General features: G+C 61.4%; 15 protein-coding genes. 9 read left to right on the forward strand and 6 right to left on the reverse strand.

Translation table 11 applies throughout. The features are described 5' to 3' along the window. Positions 1 to 137: 137 nt before the first annotated feature. The 9 genes from fliD to PQQ96_RS38710 all read left to right on the forward strand — a co-directional run bounded on the left by fliD (position 138) and on the right by PQQ96_RS38710 (position 9,516). Positions 138 to 1,652, forward strand: a complete 1,515-nt coding sequence (gene fliD, locus PQQ96_RS38670) for a flagellar filament capping protein FliD (RefSeq protein WP_408302196.1) — start codon at positions 138 to 140, stop codon at positions 1,650 to 1,652. Between the two features lie 4 nt (positions 1,653 to 1,656). Further along, complete coding sequence (gene fliT / locus PQQ96_RS38675; protein ID WP_408302198.1) at positions 1,657 to 1,971, forward strand: flagellar protein FliT; 315 nt, start codon at positions 1,657 to 1,659, stop codon at positions 1,969 to 1,971. Between the two features lie 256 nt (positions 1,972 to 2,227). Then, positions 2,228 to 4,615, forward strand: coding sequence for a tetratricopeptide repeat protein (locus tag PQQ96_RS38680; protein ID WP_408302200.1), 2,388 nt, complete (start codon positions 2,228 to 2,230; stop codon positions 4,613 to 4,615). Further along, positions 4,612 to 5,757: a dTDP-4-amino-4,6-dideoxy-D-glucose aminotransferase VioA gene (gene vioA / locus PQQ96_RS38685; protein WP_408302202.1), complete on the forward strand. Its 1,146-nt coding sequence runs from the start codon at positions 4,612 to 4,614 to the stop codon at positions 5,755 to 5,757. Before PQQ96_RS38680 ends, vioA begins: the two co-directional genes overlap by 4 nt. Positions 5,758 to 5,762: 5 nt before the next feature. After that, the gene (locus PQQ96_RS38690) at positions 5,763 to 6,461 is read left to right on the forward strand and encodes a WbqC family protein (protein ID WP_408302204.1); all 699 of its coding nucleotides are present in this window, start codon (positions 5,763 to 5,765) and stop codon (positions 6,459 to 6,461) included. Then, positions 6,458 to 7,435: a hypothetical protein gene (locus PQQ96_RS38695; protein WP_408302205.1), complete on the forward strand. Its 978-nt coding sequence runs from the start codon at positions 6,458 to 6,460 to the stop codon at positions 7,433 to 7,435. The genes PQQ96_RS38690 and PQQ96_RS38695 overlap by 4 nt, the downstream gene beginning before the upstream one ends. Further along, complete coding sequence (locus PQQ96_RS38700) at positions 7,432 to 7,956, forward strand: GNAT family N-acetyltransferase (RefSeq protein ID WP_408302206.1); 525 nt, start codon at positions 7,432 to 7,434, stop codon at positions 7,954 to 7,956. Before PQQ96_RS38695 ends, PQQ96_RS38700 begins: the two co-directional genes overlap by 4 nt. Before the next feature lie 31 nt (positions 7,957 to 7,987). Beyond that, complete coding sequence (locus PQQ96_RS38705; protein ID WP_408302208.1) at positions 7,988 to 8,773, forward strand: phytanoyl-CoA dioxygenase family protein; 786 nt, start codon at positions 7,988 to 7,990, stop codon at positions 8,771 to 8,773. Positions 8,774 to 8,778: 5 nt separating this feature from the next. After that, positions 8,779 to 9,516 carry a class I SAM-dependent methyltransferase gene (locus PQQ96_RS38710; protein ID WP_408302209.1) on the forward strand — a complete coding sequence of 246 codons (738 nt, stop codon included), beginning with the start codon at positions 8,779 to 8,781 and terminating at the stop codon, positions 9,514 to 9,516. 123 nt (positions 9,517 to 9,639) lie between these two features. Here PQQ96_RS38710 and PQQ96_RS38715 read toward each other — a convergent pair whose 3' ends face one another. The 6 genes from PQQ96_RS38715 to PQQ96_RS38740 form a co-directional block, all read right to left on the reverse strand. Further along, positions 9,640 to 12,012 carry a carbohydrate-binding family V/XII gene (locus PQQ96_RS38715; RefSeq protein ID WP_408302210.1) on the reverse strand — a complete coding sequence of 791 codons (2,373 nt, stop codon included), beginning with the start codon at positions 12,010 to 12,012 and terminating at the stop codon, positions 9,640 to 9,642. Positions 12,013 to 12,140: 128 nt separating this feature from the next. Then, positions 12,141 to 13,316 carry a BamA/TamA family outer membrane protein gene (locus PQQ96_RS38720; protein WP_408302211.1) on the reverse strand — a complete coding sequence of 392 codons (1,176 nt, stop codon included), beginning with the start codon at positions 13,314 to 13,316 and terminating at the stop codon, positions 12,141 to 12,143. 15 nt (positions 13,317 to 13,331) lie between these two features. Continuing rightward, a complete protein-coding gene (locus PQQ96_RS38725) occupies positions 13,332 to 14,306 on the reverse strand; it encodes a SphA family protein (RefSeq protein WP_408302212.1) in 975 nt (324 codons plus the stop codon). Between the two features lie 114 nt (positions 14,307 to 14,420). Then, positions 14,421 to 15,911 carry a DUF1254 domain-containing protein gene (locus PQQ96_RS38730; protein ID WP_408302213.1) on the reverse strand — a complete coding sequence of 497 codons (1,491 nt, stop codon included), beginning with the start codon at positions 15,909 to 15,911 and terminating at the stop codon, positions 14,421 to 14,423. A gap of 28 nt (positions 15,912 to 15,939) precedes the next feature. After that, on the reverse strand, positions 15,940 to 17,355 hold the full coding sequence (locus PQQ96_RS38735; RefSeq protein WP_408302214.1) for a DUF1254 domain-containing protein: 1,416 nt from the start codon (positions 17,353 to 17,355) through the stop codon (positions 15,940 to 15,942). A gap of 33 nt (positions 17,356 to 17,388) precedes the next feature. Beyond that, positions 17,389 to 18,183 (reverse strand): hypothetical protein, encoded by a 795-nt coding sequence (locus PQQ96_RS38740; RefSeq protein ID WP_408302215.1) that lies wholly within the window; start codon positions 18,181 to 18,183, stop codon positions 17,389 to 17,391. Positions 18,184 to 18,757 lie beyond the last annotated feature (574 nt).

Consider the following 18,757-nt stretch of genomic DNA (forward strand, 5'->3'; position numbering starts at 1 on the left):
GGCGCGCGGCCGGCGCCGCGCCCATCGCCAGGTTTCAAACAACGGGAGGCATGCCTCCCGCTGTGCATTCCCATCACGAAGTGATGTAGCATCGCGCACCACCCAATACAGATTCCTAGACGCCTGGAGCCTCTGCAATGTCCTCGATCTCTACCACGTCTTCTGCTGCGTCAACCGCCGCCGCGAATGCCGCGATGCAATCGGCCGCGCAATCGATCATTAGCGGTTCGACCGGCAATACGTCCATGGACGTGGGGACGCTCGTCACGGCCCTCGTGAATGCGAAGACCGCAGGACAAGCCGCGGCTCTGACGGCGCAACAAACTTCGGACAACACTCAGGTGTCCGCATACGGCGCACTGACCGCCGCGCTGGATGCACTGCAGTCAGGCATGGCGGGCCTGGCCACCGGTGCCACGCTGTCGACTTTCGCGGCAACCGCAAGCGGCACCGGACTGACGGCCACCGCAGGTACGGGCGCCGTGGCCGGCAGCTACTCGGTGGGGGTCACACAGATCGCCAGCTCGCAGGCCTTGTCCTCGGCAGCCTTCGGCGCCACGACGCAATTGGGCACCGGCACGCTGACGATCGGGATCGGTAGCCAGTCGATGAATATCAACATCGACAGCACCAACAACACGCTCTCCGGAATTGCCGCCGCGATCAACACCGGCAGCGGCAACCCGGGTGTCACGGCGACCGTCGTGACCGGCACGGACGGCGCCCACCTTGTACTGCGCTCGGCAAATACGGGGGCTGCCAACGTCATCAACATTTCGACCAACGTCACCAGCGACAACGGCTTGTCGAGCCTCGGCGTGACCTCGACCGCGAGCACCACCGGCGGCGAATCGTCGATTACGTCGGCGAATCCGAGTAACGCCTGGACGCAGAGCTCGTATGCTGAGGATGCGGAATTTACGATCGGCGGGATCGCCGCCAGCAGCTCGACCAATTCGGTGACCACCGCTATTTCCGGCGTCACACTGAATCTGGCGGCGGCCGCCGCCGGCACTACGCAGACGCTGAACATTACGGCCGACACGTCGGCGCAGAGCACGGCGATCAACAATTTCGTCAGCCTCTACAACACCGTCGTTACGACGATGGCGACGCTCACTTCGTACAATTCCTCGTCTTCGTCACAAGGCCCGCTGCTGGGCGACTCGACACTGCAGACGATCCAGAACACGCTGGCCACTATCGTCGGCGGCGCCGTGGGTTCGGGCAGCACAGGCTCCACGCTGGCGGCAATCGGCATCACGCTGAAGGACGACCCGGCAGACGGCACGATGGTGATCAATAACAGCACGCTGAGCACCGCGCTGACGAGCAGTCCGGCGACCGTCGCCGCGCTTTTCAACTCGACCAACGGCATTGCCGAGCAGTTGAATAGCAGTATTACCAACTTCACGCAGACCGGCGGCATCATCGATACGCGCACTTCTGCGCTGAATACCGATCTGACGAGCATCACCAGCCAGCAAAGCGCACTCTCCGACTACACGGCTCAACTGACGAGCCAGTATCAGGCGCAGTTCACCGCGCTTGACACGCTGATGGCGACGATGAACAACAATTCGCAATACCTGACCGCGCTGTTTGGCGGCGCCAACAGCGCCGGCGCGCTGGCGTCCGCCAACAACACCTAAGTCCATGGACCTGATCGAAATGAACCAGACCGAACTAATCGAACGGCTGCTGTCGATGACCCGGGAAATCGAACAGGCTGCCTCGCTCGCCGACTGGCCGGAAGCGGCCCGCCTTACCGAAGCGCGTTCGCCGCTGCTGATGTCGCTGTCGGCAGATCAGGAACCGGCCGCGCTCGAAATGATCCACCGGATCCAGACCATCGACGACGCGTTGCTCGCCGATGCGGAAACCACCCAGAACGAACTGCACATCGAGTTCGAAGCCGCAATGGGGCGCACCAGGGCCGCTGGCGAATATCAGCGGATCGCCCGCATGTAGGCGACCCAAGGCCTGAAGGCCGCTGTCCGGCAAAAAAAGCCGCATAACCCGCTTGACCCAACAATAAGAACTACGCGCTGAAGTCAGGGCGCGCTCGTTCCCTCAGCCCGCCTCGTGCGGGCTTTTTTCTTGGCTTTTGAGCTTCCGCGGCTTGCTCCATACGCCAAACAGGCGGCGTTTTCACCGTCATCTCCTCGCATCGGAAAGCCTCGCCTCGTCGCACAATTTCCGTCATAGACCATTCCGCGCTGAGACCATGACTCTCCTGTATGAGCAGCCGACCGCTGAACCCTTGACGCCCGAACAACAACTCGAGCAAGACATCGCACTCGTTTTGCAAACGGCGCTGGAGCACCATCACAAGGGCGAATTCGACGACGCCGAGGCGCTGTACCGGGCGATTCTCGACGCGCGACCGAATCACGCCGACGTGCTTTACAACCTTGCCGTACTGTTCGTCCAGACTGGCCGTCCGGCAGATGCGTTGCCCCATTTCGAGCAGAGCCTGGGGCTCCAGCCGCATAACGGCCAGTATTGGGTGGGCTACATCAACGCGTTGATCGATGCCAACCAGGTAGCCGCCGCGTGGTTGGCATTGGAAATGGGTCAGAAGCAAGGGCTAAAGGGCCCGGCGGTGGACGGCCTGATCACGCGAATGTCGAATCCGGATAAGGTCGTCCCGACGTTCCAGGTGCCGGTTGAAAAACCGGCGACAGAAAACGGCGCTACCGCTGAAACCAACGGCGCAGCGGCGCAAACGGCTACGGTCGCGGGCAAGTCCACCATCGCATCAGGCAGACGGGTCAGCCAGCAGGAAACAACACGCTTCACTTCGCTGTACAACAAAGGCCAGATCGCTGAAGCCGTCAAACTCAGCCGCTCGCTTACCGAGCGCTTTCCAGCCGACGGTAACACCTGGCGCTGGCTTGGGATTGCGCTGCACCGTCTGGGCCGATACGACGATGCGCTTGCCCCCTTGCGCCGTGCAGCCGAACTGCTGCCGGAAGAACTGGAAAGCCGCACCGTGCTCGCGGACACGCTGCGACTGAAAGGCATGTCCAAGGACGCGGAAGAAGTCTGCCGAGCCATCATCGCGATCAACCCCGACTACGCCGAAGCACAACGGATCTTGGGGATGGTTCTGGTACACCAGGGCCGCGTGGCGGAGGGTCTAGCCGCGGCACGGCGTGCAGTTGAACTGGCGCCAGCCGATTCCGGTACGCATAGTGCACTGGGCGTGTTGCAACTCGATCTGGGGTTGGTGGCCGAGGCGGAGCTTAGCTTCCGCACAGCGGTTGAGAAAAACCCGAAGGATGCGATCGCCGCCGACAACTTCTTATTTACGCTGGCTCACAACCCTGAGATCGATCAGGACACGCTATTCTCCGAGCACGTTAAATTCGCCCAGATTCATGAGGCGCCAGTGCGCTCGCAGTGGCCGCGCCACGTCAACAAGCGCGCCCCTAACCGCAAGCTGAAAATCGGCCTCGTCTCCGGCGACCTGTTCCGTCATGCCGTCTCGTCCTACCTGCTGCCGATCGTGGAGCACCTGGCGAAAGACTCCAGCCTCTCCCTGCACGTCTACGCCAATCACATTCTAGAAGACGATTACACGCGATTGATCCGTGATTGCGCCGATGAATGGCATCAGATTACCGGCATGCCCGACGCTCACCTGGCCAACAAGATCCGCGAAGATCGAATCGACATTCTGTTCGATCTCTCGGGGCACACAGGCCGCAACCGTCTTCTCACCTTCGTGCGCAAACCCGCGCCGATCCAGGTGAGCTGGCTGGGCTATCCGGCCACCACCGGCTTAAGCGCGATGGACTATTACCTGGTGGACCGATTCGGTGTGCCGTTCGGCGACCCGGAGCGCATGTTCTCGGAAAAGATCGTCCACTTGCCGGCAAATGCGCCGTTTCTGCCGGAAAAGAGCGCGCCGCCAGTCAACATCCTGCCGGCTATGCACAACGGCTATGTGACCTTCGGCAGTTTCAACCGGCTGAACAAACTGCGTCCCGACGTGATCGCGCTGTGGGCAGAGTTACTGCATGCGCAACCGTCGTCGCGGATGCTGCTCGGCGCGATCGGTTCCGACGAAGACGAACAGTTGCTGATCGACTGGTTCGCGAACGCTGGCATTGCGCGCGAGCGTCTCATGTTTCGCCGCCGTTCGAGTATTCCGGTCTACCTGCAACAGCATTTCCACGTCGACATCTGTCTCGATACGTTCCCGTACACGGGTTCAACCACGGTCCTGAATTCGCTATGGATGGGCGTGCCGACCCTGACCATCGCCGGCGACACACTCCCGAGCCGCGCCGGTGCGACCTGGATGTCGCACGTTGGGTTGCAGGAATTTCTTGCAACGGATAAGGCGGACTTCGTCGCAAAAGGCATCGCCCTGTCTTCCGATATTGCTGCGCTCGCGGCTTTGCGGACCGGCTTGCGCGAGCGCTGCATGGCATCGGCGGCATTTCGGCCCGAGGTGGTCGCCGCGGGGCTGTCGCGCGCATTGCGAATCATGTGGCAACGCTGGTGCGACGGCCAACCACCCGCTGCCTTCGGCGTCTCAGCAGAAGACGCTATAAGCACCACGGCCGATACGGCCGCACCCTCCGGAACAGGGGAAAACAAGTGAACGCAGCCCTACCACTTGGCGCAGTCGAGCCGCAGACTAACGAGCGCATCTACGTCACCCAGCCGCATCTCGCGCCGCTCGAAGAATTCATTCCCTATCTTCAGCAGATCTGGGACAGCAAAGTGCTGACCAATGGCGGTCCGTTTCACCAGCAGTTCGAAGCGGCGCTGTGCAAATACCTCGGCGTGCGCCATCTGGCGCTGTTCACCAACGGCACGCTGGCGCTGCTCACCGCGCTACAGGCGTTGCGCGTGACCGGTGAGGTGATCACGACGCCTTACTCGTTCGTCGCAACAGCACACTCGCTGGTCTGGAACGGTATCAAACCGGTATTCGTCGATGTCGATCCGGCAACGCTGAACCTCGACCCCGCCAAGATCGAGGCGGCAATTACGCCGCAAACCACGGCGATCATGCCGGTGCATTGCTACGGGAAGCCGTGCGACGTCGAAGCGATCCAGAAAATCGCGGACAACTACAACCTGAAGGTGATCTACGACGCGGCGCATGCATTCGGCGTGCAGACCGAAGCCGGCAGCGTACTCGAACACGGCGATCTCGCCGTGTTGAGTTTTCACGCGACCAAGGTTTTCAACACATTCGAAGGTGGAGCGATCATCTGCCAGGATGCGAAGACGAAGCAGCGTATCGATCATCTGAAGAACTTCGGTTTCGTCGATGAGACAACGGTGGTTGCCTCCGGCATCAACGGCAAGATGAGTGAAATCAACGCCGCGTTCGGGCTGCTTCAGCTTCAGCATATCGACGAAGCGCTGGCGCGGCGCGCGCAGATCGACGCGATTTATCGCGAACGGTTGCGCGATGTGCCTGGCATCCGCTGCATCCCGAAGGCGGGCGAAAAGGTGGCGAACCATTCGTACTTTCCGATTCTCGTCGGGCCAGAATATCCGATCAGCCGTGACGCGTTGTATCAGAAGTTTCGCGACCACGACATCTATGCGCGCCGCTATTTCTACCCGCTGATTTCGGACTTCCCGATCTATCGTGGCCTGCCGTCCGCGCGCCGCGAAAATCTGCCGGTCGCGCATGCCGCCGCGCAACAGGTGCTGTGTCTGCCGATTTTCCCAGCGCTGACGGACAACATGCTCGATCGCATCGTCGGACTCATTGCGGATTGCTGAACGTCATGAAGCTCGCGATCATGCAGCCCTATCTGTTTCCGTATATCGGATATTTCCAGCTGGCGGCCGCAGTCGACAAGTTCGTCATTTACGACGACGTGAACTTTATCAAGAACGGCTGGATAAACCGCAACCGGATGCTGCTGGGCGACCAGGTTCGCTACCTGACCGTCCCGCTTGCCGGTGCGAGCCCAACGCAAAAAATCAACGACGTCCTGATCCAGCCGCGCGAGCGCTGGCTGCGCAAGCTGCTTGAATCGATCCGTCATGCCTACGCGAAAGCGCCCCAGTACGCACAAGTCAGCGAATTGATCGAGCAGATCCTGACAACACCGTTCGAGCATATTTCGCTGCTCGCGTCGCACACTGTCACGGAAATCTGCAGGTACCTGGAGATCGACACTGAATTCGTCGCCTCGTCGACCAGGTACGGCAACGCGCAGCTCAAAGGAACTCAGCGGGTAATGGATATCTGCACACGCGAGCACGCGCTCATCTACGTGAATCTGCCGGGCGGCCGGGCACTTTACGACAGCGAGGCGTTTTCCGCCCGCGGCGTGGAACTCGCCTTCATCGAACCGAATCTGTGCCCTTATCCGCAGTTCGACGATACATTTCATCCTGCTTTGTCGATTCTCGACGTACTGATGTTCAATAGCAAAGATTGCGTCCGAGACATGCTTTCCGCGCAGGTGCATGCATGAACGCAGATCGGCCGCGCGCAATCGGTGGTTATTTCGAACTGGAGTTGCCGCCGGCCGGGTCGCGTCTTCACGACGGCGCACTGCGTTTTCAGTCGTCGCGAGCGGCGTTTCTGGCGCTGCTTCGCTCGCTGCGCCCTGCCGCTGTCTGGATGCCCTGGTACATTTGCGATGCCATGATCGAGCCGCTGCGCATGACCGGCACACCCGTCAAACGCTATCGGCTCGACTCGGATTTGCGCGTGCAATCCGTCGACCTTGGACAGGGTGAGTGGCTTGTCTACGTGAATTACTTTGGCCTGTGCGAGCACCAGGTCGGCGACGTGCTCAGCCGGTTTCCACGCGAACGCGTCGTGATCGACAATGCCCAGGCCCTGTTCGCGCAGCCGCGCGATTGCCTGGCCACGCTGTACTCACCACGCAAATTTCTCGGTGTGCCCGACGGCGGGTGTCTCGTCACGCAGCAGCCGATCGATATGCCAGATGCGATCGACGATGCCTCGCTGCAACGCTGCGGGCATCTGCTGAGCCGGCTTGCTCAGGACGCGGAGGCCGGTTACGCAGACTATGCGGCAGCCGAAGAAAGCCTGAAAAATCAGGAGCCGCTGCAAATGTCGCAACTGACGCAGCGCATACTCGCCAGTGTCGACTATGATGCCGTCCGCGCACGGCGAGTCGCGAACTTTGCTTATCTGCACGAGAAGCTGCAGCGCTACAACCGCTTCACGCTTTACCATCGCGAAGAGGCAGTGCCGCTCTGCTACCCCTTTTTCGGCGCGCCCTTAGGACTTCGCGAAGCGCTTCGCGCGCAACGCGTCTACACGCCCGGCTACTGGCCGGACGTCGCAGCCGCCGAAGGGGTGCCGGAATTCGAACGCGACCTTCCTGACTCGACACTTTTCTTGCCATGCGATCAGCGGCTCACGCGTGACGATCTGGCGCCGATAGTGCAACGCATACTGGACCGAGTCGCATGATCAACAACACGATATTCCTGCGCGAAATCGATCGCGGCGACCTTGCGACCATCAACGCCTGGCGCGCGGATCAGGCACTCGTCAGTCTGCTTGGCGGCGCCTTCCGGCATGTGGGTCCCGAGATCGACAGCAAATGGTTCGATAGTTATCTCAATTCCCGCACGAATAACGTTCGTCTGGCGGTTTGTCTCACCGCTACCCAGGAACTCGTCGGCGTGACGTATCTGCTGGGGATCGACTGGGTGAATCGCTGCGCGGAGTTTTCGATTCAGATCGGCGCGGAGTCGGCGCGCGGCCGGGGGATTGGCGAGGCCGCGACGCGCTTGACGCTCGAGCATGCGTTCAGCGACCTGAATCTGCACCGTGTTTCGTTGACCGTGCTCGCGTCCAATGCGCGCGCCAAGGCGCTCTACGAGAAAGTGGGCTTTCGCGCCGAAGGTCTGATGCGTCAGGCCGCCTTCAAAGGCGGCCGCTATCTCGACGTCATTCCGATGGCCATGCTGGCTGCCGATCGGTCCTGAGCCATTCACCTTTTCCCGTTGCCTCGCCCTCATGAATACGATCGACGCTCGACACGACACTGCGCTTGCGACGGCAGGCTGGACCGTCGTCCCCCAACTGATTCGCACCGATCTGATCGACTCGCTGGTCAAGGCGCTCCCCCCCTCCCTTGCGCTGCGCAACGAGATCCGGCAACGCAACGGCGTGCTGGACAACAGCGCAGGCACCCTGCATCACCTGTTAATGGATAGCGAGTGTTATGTCGAACTGCTGGCGGAGCTCGCAGTCCTGGAGCCCGTTTTCAAACGGTACTTCGGCGGCAACTTTGTCCTCAATTCGTACGGCGGCGTCATCAATGAGCGGGACTCGCGCTCCTATGTGCAGAACGTACATCGCGATATCCGCTTCGGCTCGGACACGCGGCGCTTCATGCTGAACGCATTGGTGATGCTCGACGATTTCACACTGGACAACGGCGCGACGCATGTCCTTTCGCACTCGCAGAACATCCAGCAGCAACCCGCCGACGATGCGTTCTATGCCCAAGCGGCGCGTGCGACTGGCGAGCGTGGCTCGGTCCTGCTTTTCGACTCACGCATGTGGCACGCGACCGGACAGAACGCCACCAACGCGCCGCGCCGCGCTTTGACATTGACCTTCACCAGCCCCTTCTTCAAACCGCAGCTCGACTACGCCCGGCTGTTCGGCTACCGCAATCTCGACCGGTGCGATGCGTGGATGCGTCAGGTACTCGGCTTCAACGCCCGAGTGCCGGAATCGCTCGATGAGTTTTACGTTCCGGTCGAGCAGCGTTTCTATCAACGTGGACAGGATTGATCAGCATGAGCAGAGACTACAACGCGGAAGCGAAAGATCACCCCGAACATCGCTACGCTTACGATTTCGACTATCTGATGCATGAATACATGCTTCAGACATTTGCGCCGTTCCTCGCCAATGGCAACGCGCTCGAACTGGGATGCTTCGAGGGCAATTACACACGCCTGCTCGCTCAGCGCTTCGACGCGCTGGAAGTCGTCGAAGCGTCGACAGACTGCATCGCGGTGGCGGCGGAAAAGGTGAAAGACTCGGTCAAATTTCATCACTCGACGTTCGAGACATTCGAACCGACGCGGCGCTACGACAATATTTTTCTCATCCATACGCTCGAACACCTCGATCATCCCGTCGAGGTCCTGAGCCGGATCCGTGGTTGGCTGTCCGAAGGTGGCCGCCTGTTCGTGGCTGCGCCGAATGCGCGCGCCGGATCGCGGCAGATCGCAGTCAACATGGGGTTGATCGATCATCACGCAGCCGTGACGGCGGCGGAAGCGGCGCACGGCCACAATGTGACCTACTCGATCGATACGCTCCGGGCCGATCTGCGTGCGGCAAAACTGCGGCCGGTCACGGAAGGCGGCGTCTTTTTCAAGGGCCTTGCCAACTTTCAGATCGACGCGGCTCTACAGGCCGGCATCATATCCAGAGCGTATCTGGATGGTTGTTTTGAGTTGGGGCGCATCTATCCCGACTTGTGCTCCAGCGTATACGCGATCTGCGAGCGCGGTTACGGCAACTGATCGATTCGCAGGCGAATCGTGTGTCTGCGCTAGGCGCCACCGAATTGCCTGAACCCAACTGGACGGCCGCCCCGACTTTGGGCCGATGACGTGGGAACCAACGATTCCCACGTCCAGCCATTTTCACCGCCTGAACCGCCCGCCCCCGCCGCCAAAGTGCCGCTGCGACTGAAACTGCCCACTCGCCCGCGCATTCCCGAGATCGTGCCCCTGCCTCAGCGAATCGAGTTTCTGAGTCTGACTCGCGTTCGGCTGAACCGGCTGCCAGCCGTCGGCACTGTGCTGCTCCCAGCCGCCGCCCTGATCATGCCGGTAGACGTTGCCATCGCTGCCCGCATACACGTTGCCGTTATTCCACGCGACGGCCTTGCCCGTGTCCTTGTTGCCGACGATGCCTTTCGTGCCCGCCTGGTGATCGCCTGAATACGCGTTGCCGGTCACGCCGGCCTCAGCCGCGCCGTAGCGGCCCGTTTGCGCGTTGTAGCCGGCGCGCTGGCGACCCGCCGCATAATCGCCCGTGCCTTCGTTGCCCGCCACGCCGCCGCGCGCCGCCCCGCTGCGGCCCGTCGACGGATTGCTAAACGAGCCTTGCCGCCCGGCCGCGAAGTTGCCGTTGTAGGCGTTCTCGACCGCACCACGGCTCGCCTGAAAGTGACCGCCGGTGTACGGATTAAAACCGGATGCCGCCGTTCCCGCCCAGCTATTGCCTGTCCAACCGTTCCAGCCGCTTGCGTGGGTCACGGTGCCCTGCCCCCAACGGCCGTAGATATTGGCCTGGTTGACGTTCGCGTATTGCCAGCTCCACGGGCCACCGCCCCAATATGGCCCCCAGTACGGCGACGGCGCGCCCCACGTGGCGCCGATCGCAAAGCCAAAGGCGAAGCCCACCGTCGTGCCGAGCGCGAAGCCCGCGCCGTAACCATAGGTGGCCGGGTAGCCGTAGTAGACGTCGCCGACATACGGCGCGTACACATAGCCCGTGCCGTACACGACGGTGCCGTCCGGATTGACGACCACACCCATGTAGCCCGGCGTATAGCCGACCACCACCGTATCCGGCGTCGCCGAATAAACGTGGACATAGGTCACGTAATGCACGGGCGAAGCCGCCGGAATCGTATAGATCGCGGCCGGCACGGTATCGGCGACATGCCACGGACCATTCGCCGCGCTCGCGGTGAACCAGATCCCGTTGGCGACCGCGAAGAATTGCGACGGCGCGGTCTGGATCACCGGTGTCGCCGTGTTCACCGCGTACGACAGTGACGTGCCCGCGATACCGACGAATTTCGGCGAGCCGTCATAGACGACCTTCAACGCGGTGGTCTTGCGCGATACAGTCGCCGTCTGCGGGATGGTGGCGGCAATCGCCGCCTCTTTGGCCTGCGGTGTGCCGGGCACGGAGACGAGCGCATTCGCGTGCGGATCGTCAGCGGCGATCTTCGCGAAATCGGCGGGCAGGCTCCTGCCGTCGACGAACGCCCACGGTCCGCTCAATGCCGCTGCGCTGAACCAGCGGCCCGACAGCAGCAGATAGTAATGGTTGTCGCGCGGCTCGACGAACAGCGCGTGGTCTGCGTTGGCAACGGACAGCAGGTTCACGCCCTTCACCGGTTGCAACGCCGGCTTGCCGGTCGTCACAACCAGCTCGGCCGGCTGCGCGGCGACCACCACGTCCGGCGCCTTCGCGGGCTTCTTGCCGTCCGCGGGCAACATCGGATCGGACTTCAGATTCGTCTGTGCCTTGTTCGCCGCGGCGACCAACTCATGCGGCGGCGCGGCATTCAGATGCCACGGACCGCCGAGCGTTGTCGCCTCGTACCAGTAGCCCGCGGCATTCAGATGCAGCGTACCGCTCGCGTCCTTGAGCAACATCGCTCGCGTGTTGATCAGGCGTTGATAGTGCGTGTCGCCGAGCGCACGCCAGTTCGCGTCGCCGTCGACCAGCACGAGCAACGTGGGACGTTCGGCAAAGATGATGTTGGGTACATTGTTCTGCACCGCGAGGCCGGGTTCAGCGCCTTCGTGGGTGCTGGCATAACTGGCCTGCAATTGTTCGAGCGAGGTGGTCAAGCCGTCATTCGGAATCCGTGCCTGCAAGGCCGTTTTCACCCCGGCAGCAGCACCCGGCGTGGCCGGCATATCGACCTGGTCGAAGACAATATCGAGCAGTTGCACCGTCGAGCTGGTCTTGTCGATTTCAGCGCGTGCCGTGAAATGCGCGACACCGTAGTTGGGCGTAGCGCCCTTCGCGCCGACCGCAAAAGCCGCGCGGCCCTCGATGCGGTTGCCTTGCCACACTTCGACCTGCGGCTGATACAACTCAATGCGCTGCTCCGCATTATCGAAATCGCGCGGCCAGACGGTCGGAAGAGGTTGCAATGCGGACTGCACCGCGGCGGCGGCGAGCGCCTGAGCGGGCGTGGCGAGCGTCACCGCCAGCGACGTGCAAACGCCGGCCAGCAGCAGCAAGGATCGCTTCATCGTGGTTTTCATTGCGCTTGATTCCTTCAACGTGAAAATCGGTGTACAGAAACACGTAGACTGCGGGCGACGCTCGAACCGTGCATGCAATCTGTTGCCGCGCCCCCTTCTGCAAGCTCAACTGGACTGATTGATTCTCGTCACCGCCAGGCACTGCCCACCTGCACATAAAACGCGTTCTGCCCCGGCCCGTGCGCGACATCGATCCCCATCGTCACGCCGAGCTTGCGAGCAATCAGGTAACGAAAACCGGTGCCGAAGCCGAACGCGGTGGGCGCATCCGAAAACGAATGCAGTTGGCCATAGGCCTTGCCGACCCCGCCGAAGCCGAGCACCGACCAGCGCGGCGTGACGTTCCAGCGAATTTCGGCTTCCGCCGTGAGCTGATTGCTGTCCTGGAACTTCGCATCGGACACACCGCGCAGCGACACATACGGCTGCGCGAAAAACGGAATGTTGCCCTGCGAGAAACCAGTGTCGGCACGCAGACCGAGCACCCAGGTCTTCGACAGCGGAATCCACTGGTAGCCGCGTGCCGTCTGCTCCTGAAAATTGGTGGAACTGCCGAGGCCACCGCGCGCGAGATCGGCTTCGAGCTCCGCATAGGTGCCGCTCGACGGATAGAACATGTTGTCTCGCGTGTCGTAGTCGACCACCACTCCGCCCTTGGCGACGCGTTGATCTCTCTCGAACTGACGAATCCCCGTCGGAATGACCGGGCCGAAGCGCGTGCTTGCGTCGAAGAAGGTGTAGCGCGGGCCGACGTACCAGTGGCTGTTGCCGATCCGGAACAGCACCTGCTGCACCACCGCGATACCGTCGAGCTGGTAAGCGCGCGGCTGGTTCTGGATGCCGTAGTAGTTCAGATGCAGCCCGACCTTGCCGACCACACCGAGATAGCGGATATGGTCGTCGTCCCACGTGTGGAAGTGCATCAGTCCCGCGCCCCAGCTATGCGTGCCGGTCGCAAAGCCGCCCACGCCGGTGATGTTCGGCGGCGCTTTGGAATCATCGGGCGCATCGGCGCTTTTCTTCGGCAGCGAAAAATAGAGCAGACCGAGCCCCAGGCCATAGCCCACCGCCGGTTCGGTGATGAGCGTCGGAACCGGCAGCACGCCGCGATGCGTCAGCAACAGGTTGCTCAGGTCGAAGGCACCGTCGTCGGGATCGGTGAATTTCGACTCGGCGTGGCTATAGCTCGCCGCCAGAAGCAGCGCCACGGCCAGTGCCGATGCACGCAGCGCGCAGTGGCGCAGCACGCTGGCGCTGACTGACTTGACGGCGGACGACGGCGCACGCAAGGAATAACGGCTCACCAGGCACACGCTCCGTTACTTGAAGGTGGCACTCAGCGAAAGCTCCACTGCGTTGCCCTTCGGCCGGTTGCTGACGTTGAACTCGTTGACCCACCGCAGCGCTGCCGACACCGGCGTTTTCTGGACCTTGCCCGACCACGTGACCATCGGCCCGATACCCACCGAATGTCCCTGATTGCCGCCGGTGAGCTCGGCAAGGCCGCCGCTGTCGTGACCGAGTTGCTGGATATAGCCGCCCACCACGCCCACGCCCCAGCCGCCGCCGAAGCGTTTGAGCGCCAGCAGATCGAGCACGCTGACCGGTGCGTTGTGATAGTGGGTGTCGTTATTGGGCGTGTAGAACTCGACGCCGTAGTTCAACGACAACTCGATCTCTTCTTTCGGGAACAGCTTCGTGTAGGCAACCGTCGGCGTGAAGGTCCACGTGTTCTGCCCGGCATTGGCCAGCCGGCTAGAACTGTAGGCGCCAGTCGGCGCGTAAATCTGCACGCTCAACGCGACGTGGTCGGTCTGGGTCAGGTGATAACCCGCCACGACCGGCGTGAAGAAGATGTCGGCGAATTGCGTGCCGTGATCGTTCGGCAACAGGCCATGAAACGACGACACGTTGGTGTACTGGATCGGCACCCCGAACGAGGACGCGAAGTTCCAGCCGCCCGCGGTAATGCCCCATGTCTTGACCGCGTTGACGAGGGTGTACACGACCGAATAGTCGAGGCCCTTCGTGATCTTGCCGGCAATCGGAATCGTCTTGCTCGCGCCGAGGGAGCCTTCGTAATAGATGGTGTTGGCCGAGACGATCCAGTCGTCCGTCGGCGGCACGACGCCCGCGTACGGTGTGACCTGCATGCCGGTGATCGGCCTGCCGATCCCCCCTTCGGTCGCCCACCCTTGCTGGGACAGACACAGGCCGACGGAGGTCAGAAGCGCACCTCTGCACAATCGGCTAGCGAGTGGCCGGCTATTGAACAAACGGTTTGTGCGACTCATAGTCATCCTCGGAAATGAAATGCCACGTACTTGAATGCTGTGGAACAAGGGGTGAACGAACCGCGGCGGCATGCCGTCCGCGTACTCAACAATGCATGACTCATGACTCATGACTCACGGCTCACGCTTCACCGGCGGCGGCGTCCAGCTGCCGTCAAGCGCTGCCTGTCGCGGCCAGTAGGCGCGTACGTACAGAGAGAACGCTTCATTGGCCGGTGCCGGCAGCCAGTTGGAGACCTTGTCGTCACCGGGGCTCGTGGTCTGCACGTAAAGCGTCAGCGAGCCGTCGGCGTTGAACTTCAGGTCCTTGTTCTTGGTGCCGAGCGAGTAGCGGTTCTGCGTATTCGGCGAGAAGAAGTGATGCGAGTTGTACAGCGTTAGCGACCAGAACCCTTTGACCGGCGGCAACTGATCCTTGGCAAACGTCACCGTGTAGTGCGCATTACCGTCGAGACGCTGACCGGATGCGTCGGCATCGGCATAAAAATACTTGGTCTCGTTAGGCTTGTTGACGAAGATGTTCGACTTCGCCACCGCCGTGCGCGTGAAGTAGTCCGTGCCGAACGCGGCGCCATTGCTGATGGTGTTCCAGTTCGCCGGCAGCCGTTTGCCGAAGGTGTTGAAGTTGAACAGCGGCGTGACCAGATCCGTCTCGGCTCTCGCCGCTTCGGCAACAATCGCGGCCTTGATCGCCGGATCTTTCTGCGCCGCCGCGATCAACGCACGCGCCTGCGCGTAGAGCGCTTCTTCGCCGCGTTGCGGCGGCGTCTCGTCGAGCACCGTGGGCAGCATGTCCCAGAAACGGTTCGGATCGACCCATTTGATCTCTTCCGCGCTCCCGCCAGTTGAACTGTCACCGGACTTACCGAAGCTCGGCAACTTCGACCAGTCGGTTTCCTTGACCTTACCGTCGTACTCGGAGAGGGGATACAGGCCAACCTTCGCAATCACCGACTGCACAGCCGCGCGATCTTCAGCCGTGTCGTCCATGAAAATGCGCGGAATGAAGCTGCCAACTCCGGTCGGCGAGCGGAACACCTGGCGGATGCCCTTCGGCACCTGGCCGTGCCAGTCAGGACCCGCTAACAGATAGAAGCCCGGACGCGTGCCGTACATCTTGCCGAGGCTCGCGAACCCATCGGTGCGCAAATCGACGGCCTGATAGACCCAGAAGCGTTTGCCGAAATCGGGCACCTGCACGACCACCGGCGTCTGGTTCAGATCGAGAATCGAGGACCCGTAGACCACATCCTGATTCGGGCACGCGACAAAACGCTCCTGCGGCTCGATATAGTCGCGCAGCATCGACAGGTGATTGGGCGGCGCGACCGGCACGATGCCGCCGTTCAGACCCGGCTGCGGCACCTGCTTCATCGCCAGCAGACGGCCGTAGACGTTCATCATCGGCCACGCCCAGAAGTAAGTCTGGCGCGCCACCAGCCGTGCGTATTCTTCGGAGATCGCGTAGCCGGCCACCGGGCCCGGCACGGACGCAGCGGCGGCGGTCGCATGGGGCGGCTGGTCCTGCTGCGTCTTCGCCAGAATGGGTGCGGCGACCGACGCCAGCACGGCGGCGGTGACCCACGTCGCGGTTTTTTTATTCATATTCTTCTCTTCGTCGTCCATTCGCCGCTTAGCGTTTCTGGGGTGCGGGGAATTTCCAGCTGCCGTCGAGTACCGCCTGGTCGGGGCCGTAGATACGGGTGATCAGGTCGTATGCGCCTGTAGGCGCCGGCAGCCAGTTCGAAGCCTTGTCCGCACCCGGCGATGTGTTCTGCACGTAGATATCCAGCGAGCCATCCGCGCCGTACTTCAGCCCCTTGGTCCGGTCACCGATCGAGTAACGATTGATCGGATTGGCGACCAGATGGCGCGCCGGCAGGTCATACAGCGTCATCGACCAGAAGAACTTCGCGGGCGGCAGGTCCTTTTTGTCGAAGTGCAGGACGTAGGGCTGCGTGCCGACCAGTTGCTCGTGCGCGCCGTTCACATGGGTGCCGACATACACCGCTTCTTCCTTGGTATTGCCGTAAATGCCCATCGCCGCTGCCACGGCGCGCTTCACATAGTCATCCTTCATTTGCTCGCGCGTGCCGAACAGATCGAACGAACTGGTGGTGTGCTTTTCGGCATCGGCGAGCGCCGCTTTGCCGTCGGCCAAGCCGGCTTCGAGCGCCGCCCGTGTTTCGGGTGGCAACGCGGCCGGATCGAACGACGCGCCGGGCGCAATGCCGATCCTGGCGAAGCGCTGCATCAGTGCTGCCTCCGACGGTGCGGGCGGCTGGCTGAATTGCAGCAGGAAGTTCAGGTACGCGATGAAATCGACTGAAGTCGCTTTCGCTTCGTCCCACTTCGGAAAGTTAATTTTCGGAGCCGGCGGCGGTGCGCTCGTATGCTCGAACGCGGACAGCGGCGTGAGCTTGTATTGCTTCTGGATCGCCTGAACGTTTTTCACGTCGCTCGAACCGTTCAGCACAGTGCGGCCAAGCACGAGGATCAGGTCGCTCTCCGAGCGGATCACCTTGTCGATGCCCTTCGGCGTCTCGCCATGCCAGTTCGGGCCCGCGAACAGATAGCGGCCCGCCTCGCTGCCGGTCGCGCGCGAACCGATATAGGCGAAGTTGTACGTGTACATGTCGACGCACTGGAACGAGTAGTAGCGATCCTTCGACACCGCCGGCACGCTCAATATCAACGGCTCGCGTCGCAGATCGAGCCACGCCCACGAATACGGCGTGTCGTTGTTCGGCGTGACGATTTCCTTGTTGTCGGGACCGTACGGCTGCGAGTAGTGACGGAACTTGTCGAAGCCGCCAACGTACGCTTTCGAGCTTGGATCGAGCGCCTGCTGATAAAGCGTCTTGTAGTTGAACAGCATCGGATACGCGTACAGATACGCGTCCTTGGCGATGGCGCGCGCTTCTTCCGGGGAGGCGGTGACGGTCGCGGATGCGGCGGGGGCCTGAGCAGCGGCCTGCGTGGCCGGCAACATCGTCAACGACAGGCCGGCGACAACCGCACCGATTTGCAGGCGTTTAAGAAATGTCATGTTGGCTTTCCTTCAGTTTCTGGTCTGTCCGGTCTATTTGCCGAACGTCATGTTCAGGCCCGCGAAGATCGTGAACTTCGGTACGCCCGCGCCGGAATGGGCGACGGAGTACTGCGGTTCGATGAACGCGTTATAGATGGTCGAGCCACCCTTCCACGCCTTGCCGGCACCGAGGCCGACCGGAATGTAATAGCTGCCATGCTGCAGGTCGAACGTCCAGATGCCGGTCGAGCGGATGTACCAACCGCCCGGCAGGTTGAAGATGCCGAACAGCTGCGCCGTGAGCGACTGCGTTGTGGGCCGGTCGCTTTGCCCGGCGAACGAGTGCTGCCACTGCACCAACGCGCCGAGGAGCCGCTCTTTCGTCGCGCTAACTGCGACAGCGGCAAGACCGGCCTGCCACTTGCCGGTGCCGAGGCTCGGATCGGTGGCCGTCGGCAGGGTCACGAGCGGACCGACACCGAGCTGCACGTCACCTTGGGAGAGCAGGAAGATGTCGAATAGATTCAGGTCGCCGAGACCGGTGTTATAGCCGCCGCTCGGATCGGGGCGTGTGCTGACCGGCAGCGTTGCGCGGAAGATTTCCGGCACGCCGATCAGACCGTTCGGGTCGATCGGCACGGTAGGGCGCAAGAGCAGATCGTTGGTGTGCGCGCTCGCACCGAACACGCTTGGCGTGTAGTAATTCTGGAGGTTGAATGAGGCGGCCAGATTGAGCGGGTTATTACTCTTATTGGCATCGTCGGCCGATGCCTGAGCGAACGCCGGCGACAACAACACCGAGGCGGCGTATAACGCTGCCGACCCAACCACGCATTTACAACCCATCCCCGCACCTCGTCTATGGGCATTTCTTATAGGCGAACGCATTTCTTTGCTCAACGCAAATAAGTCAAAGAAATAGCATTCGTATTCTCGAATTAAATCGAGCTAATCGCGGGCGTGAGTTCGCCCATCCGGCAGCCACACGCAGCCCGGGAAATATGCAAAACAAATGATGCCGCGTGGTTAAATCGCGCTAAGTCTCTCGAACCCGCTGGACAGGCTGTACAACCGGATACAGGGCTTGCATGGACGCTCCTTTCAGACTAAAGAGACGCCGCACCAAACGAAGCATGCGGGAGGTAAAAAAGTTCACAACAGGGGACGTCGTGGCGGAATGGTAGCAAACGTTTCAGCAGATTACAGAGATAAATTTGTAACACGAACGAAAGGTAGGTCGATTCCTCCCGGATTAGATTTTTATAGCCATTCCCATTGCATATTTTTGCCACAATGTTGAGCATTTGTTCGCCTGACTCATAAGAAGCTGCATAGCGACATATGCCATCTCAAATTAGCGGCATTGACACCGCCGCTCAAAAAATCAACAGAATGGGCTGCAACAATCACTGCGTCCTAA

Source organism: Paraburkholderia sediminicola, from assembly GCF_046027825.1.
GTDB classification, from domain to species: Bacteria; Pseudomonadota; Gammaproteobacteria; order Burkholderiales; family Burkholderiaceae; genus Paraburkholderia; species Paraburkholderia sediminicola_D.

Bases quoted from the DNA above. Each gene is read 5' to 3' on its own strand.
- fliD (WP_408302196.1), top strand. From the start codon at position 138: ATGTCCTCGATCTCTACCACGTCTTCTGCTGCGTCAACCGCCGCCGCG.
- PQQ96_RS38730 (WP_408302213.1), bottom strand. From the start codon at position 15,911: ATGAATAAAAAAACCGCGACGTGGGTCACCGCCGCCGTGCTGGCGTCG.
- PQQ96_RS38725 (WP_408302212.1), bottom strand. From the start codon at position 14,306: ATGAGTCGCACAAACCGTTTGTTCAATAGCCGGCCACTCGCTAGCCGA.
- PQQ96_RS38700 (WP_408302206.1), top strand. From the start codon at position 7,432: ATGATCAACAACACGATATTCCTGCGCGAAATCGATCGCGGCGACCTT.
- PQQ96_RS38735 (WP_408302214.1), bottom strand. From the start codon at position 17,355: ATGACATTTCTTAAACGCCTGCAAATCGGTGCGGTTGTCGCCGGCCTG.
- PQQ96_RS38715 (WP_408302210.1), bottom strand. From the start codon at position 12,012: ATGAAAACCACGATGAAGCGATCCTTGCTGCTGCTGGCCGGCGTTTGC.
- PQQ96_RS38705 (WP_408302208.1), top strand. From the start codon at position 7,988: ATGAATACGATCGACGCTCGACACGACACTGCGCTTGCGACGGCAGGC.
- PQQ96_RS38740 (WP_408302215.1), bottom strand. From the start codon at position 18,183: ATGGGTTGTAAATGCGTGGTTGGGTCGGCAGCGTTATACGCCGCCTCG.
- PQQ96_RS38695 (WP_408302205.1), top strand. From the start codon at position 6,458: ATGAACGCAGATCGGCCGCGCGCAATCGGTGGTTATTTCGAACTGGAG.
- PQQ96_RS38680 (WP_408302200.1), top strand. From the start codon at position 2,228: ATGACTCTCCTGTATGAGCAGCCGACCGCTGAACCCTTGACGCCCGAA.
- fliT (WP_408302198.1), top strand. From the start codon at position 1,657: ATGGACCTGATCGAAATGAACCAGACCGAACTAATCGAACGGCTGCTG.
- PQQ96_RS38690 (WP_408302204.1), top strand. From the start codon at position 5,763: ATGAAGCTCGCGATCATGCAGCCCTATCTGTTTCCGTATATCGGATAT.
- PQQ96_RS38710 (WP_408302209.1), top strand. From the start codon at position 8,779: ATGAGCAGAGACTACAACGCGGAAGCGAAAGATCACCCCGAACATCGC.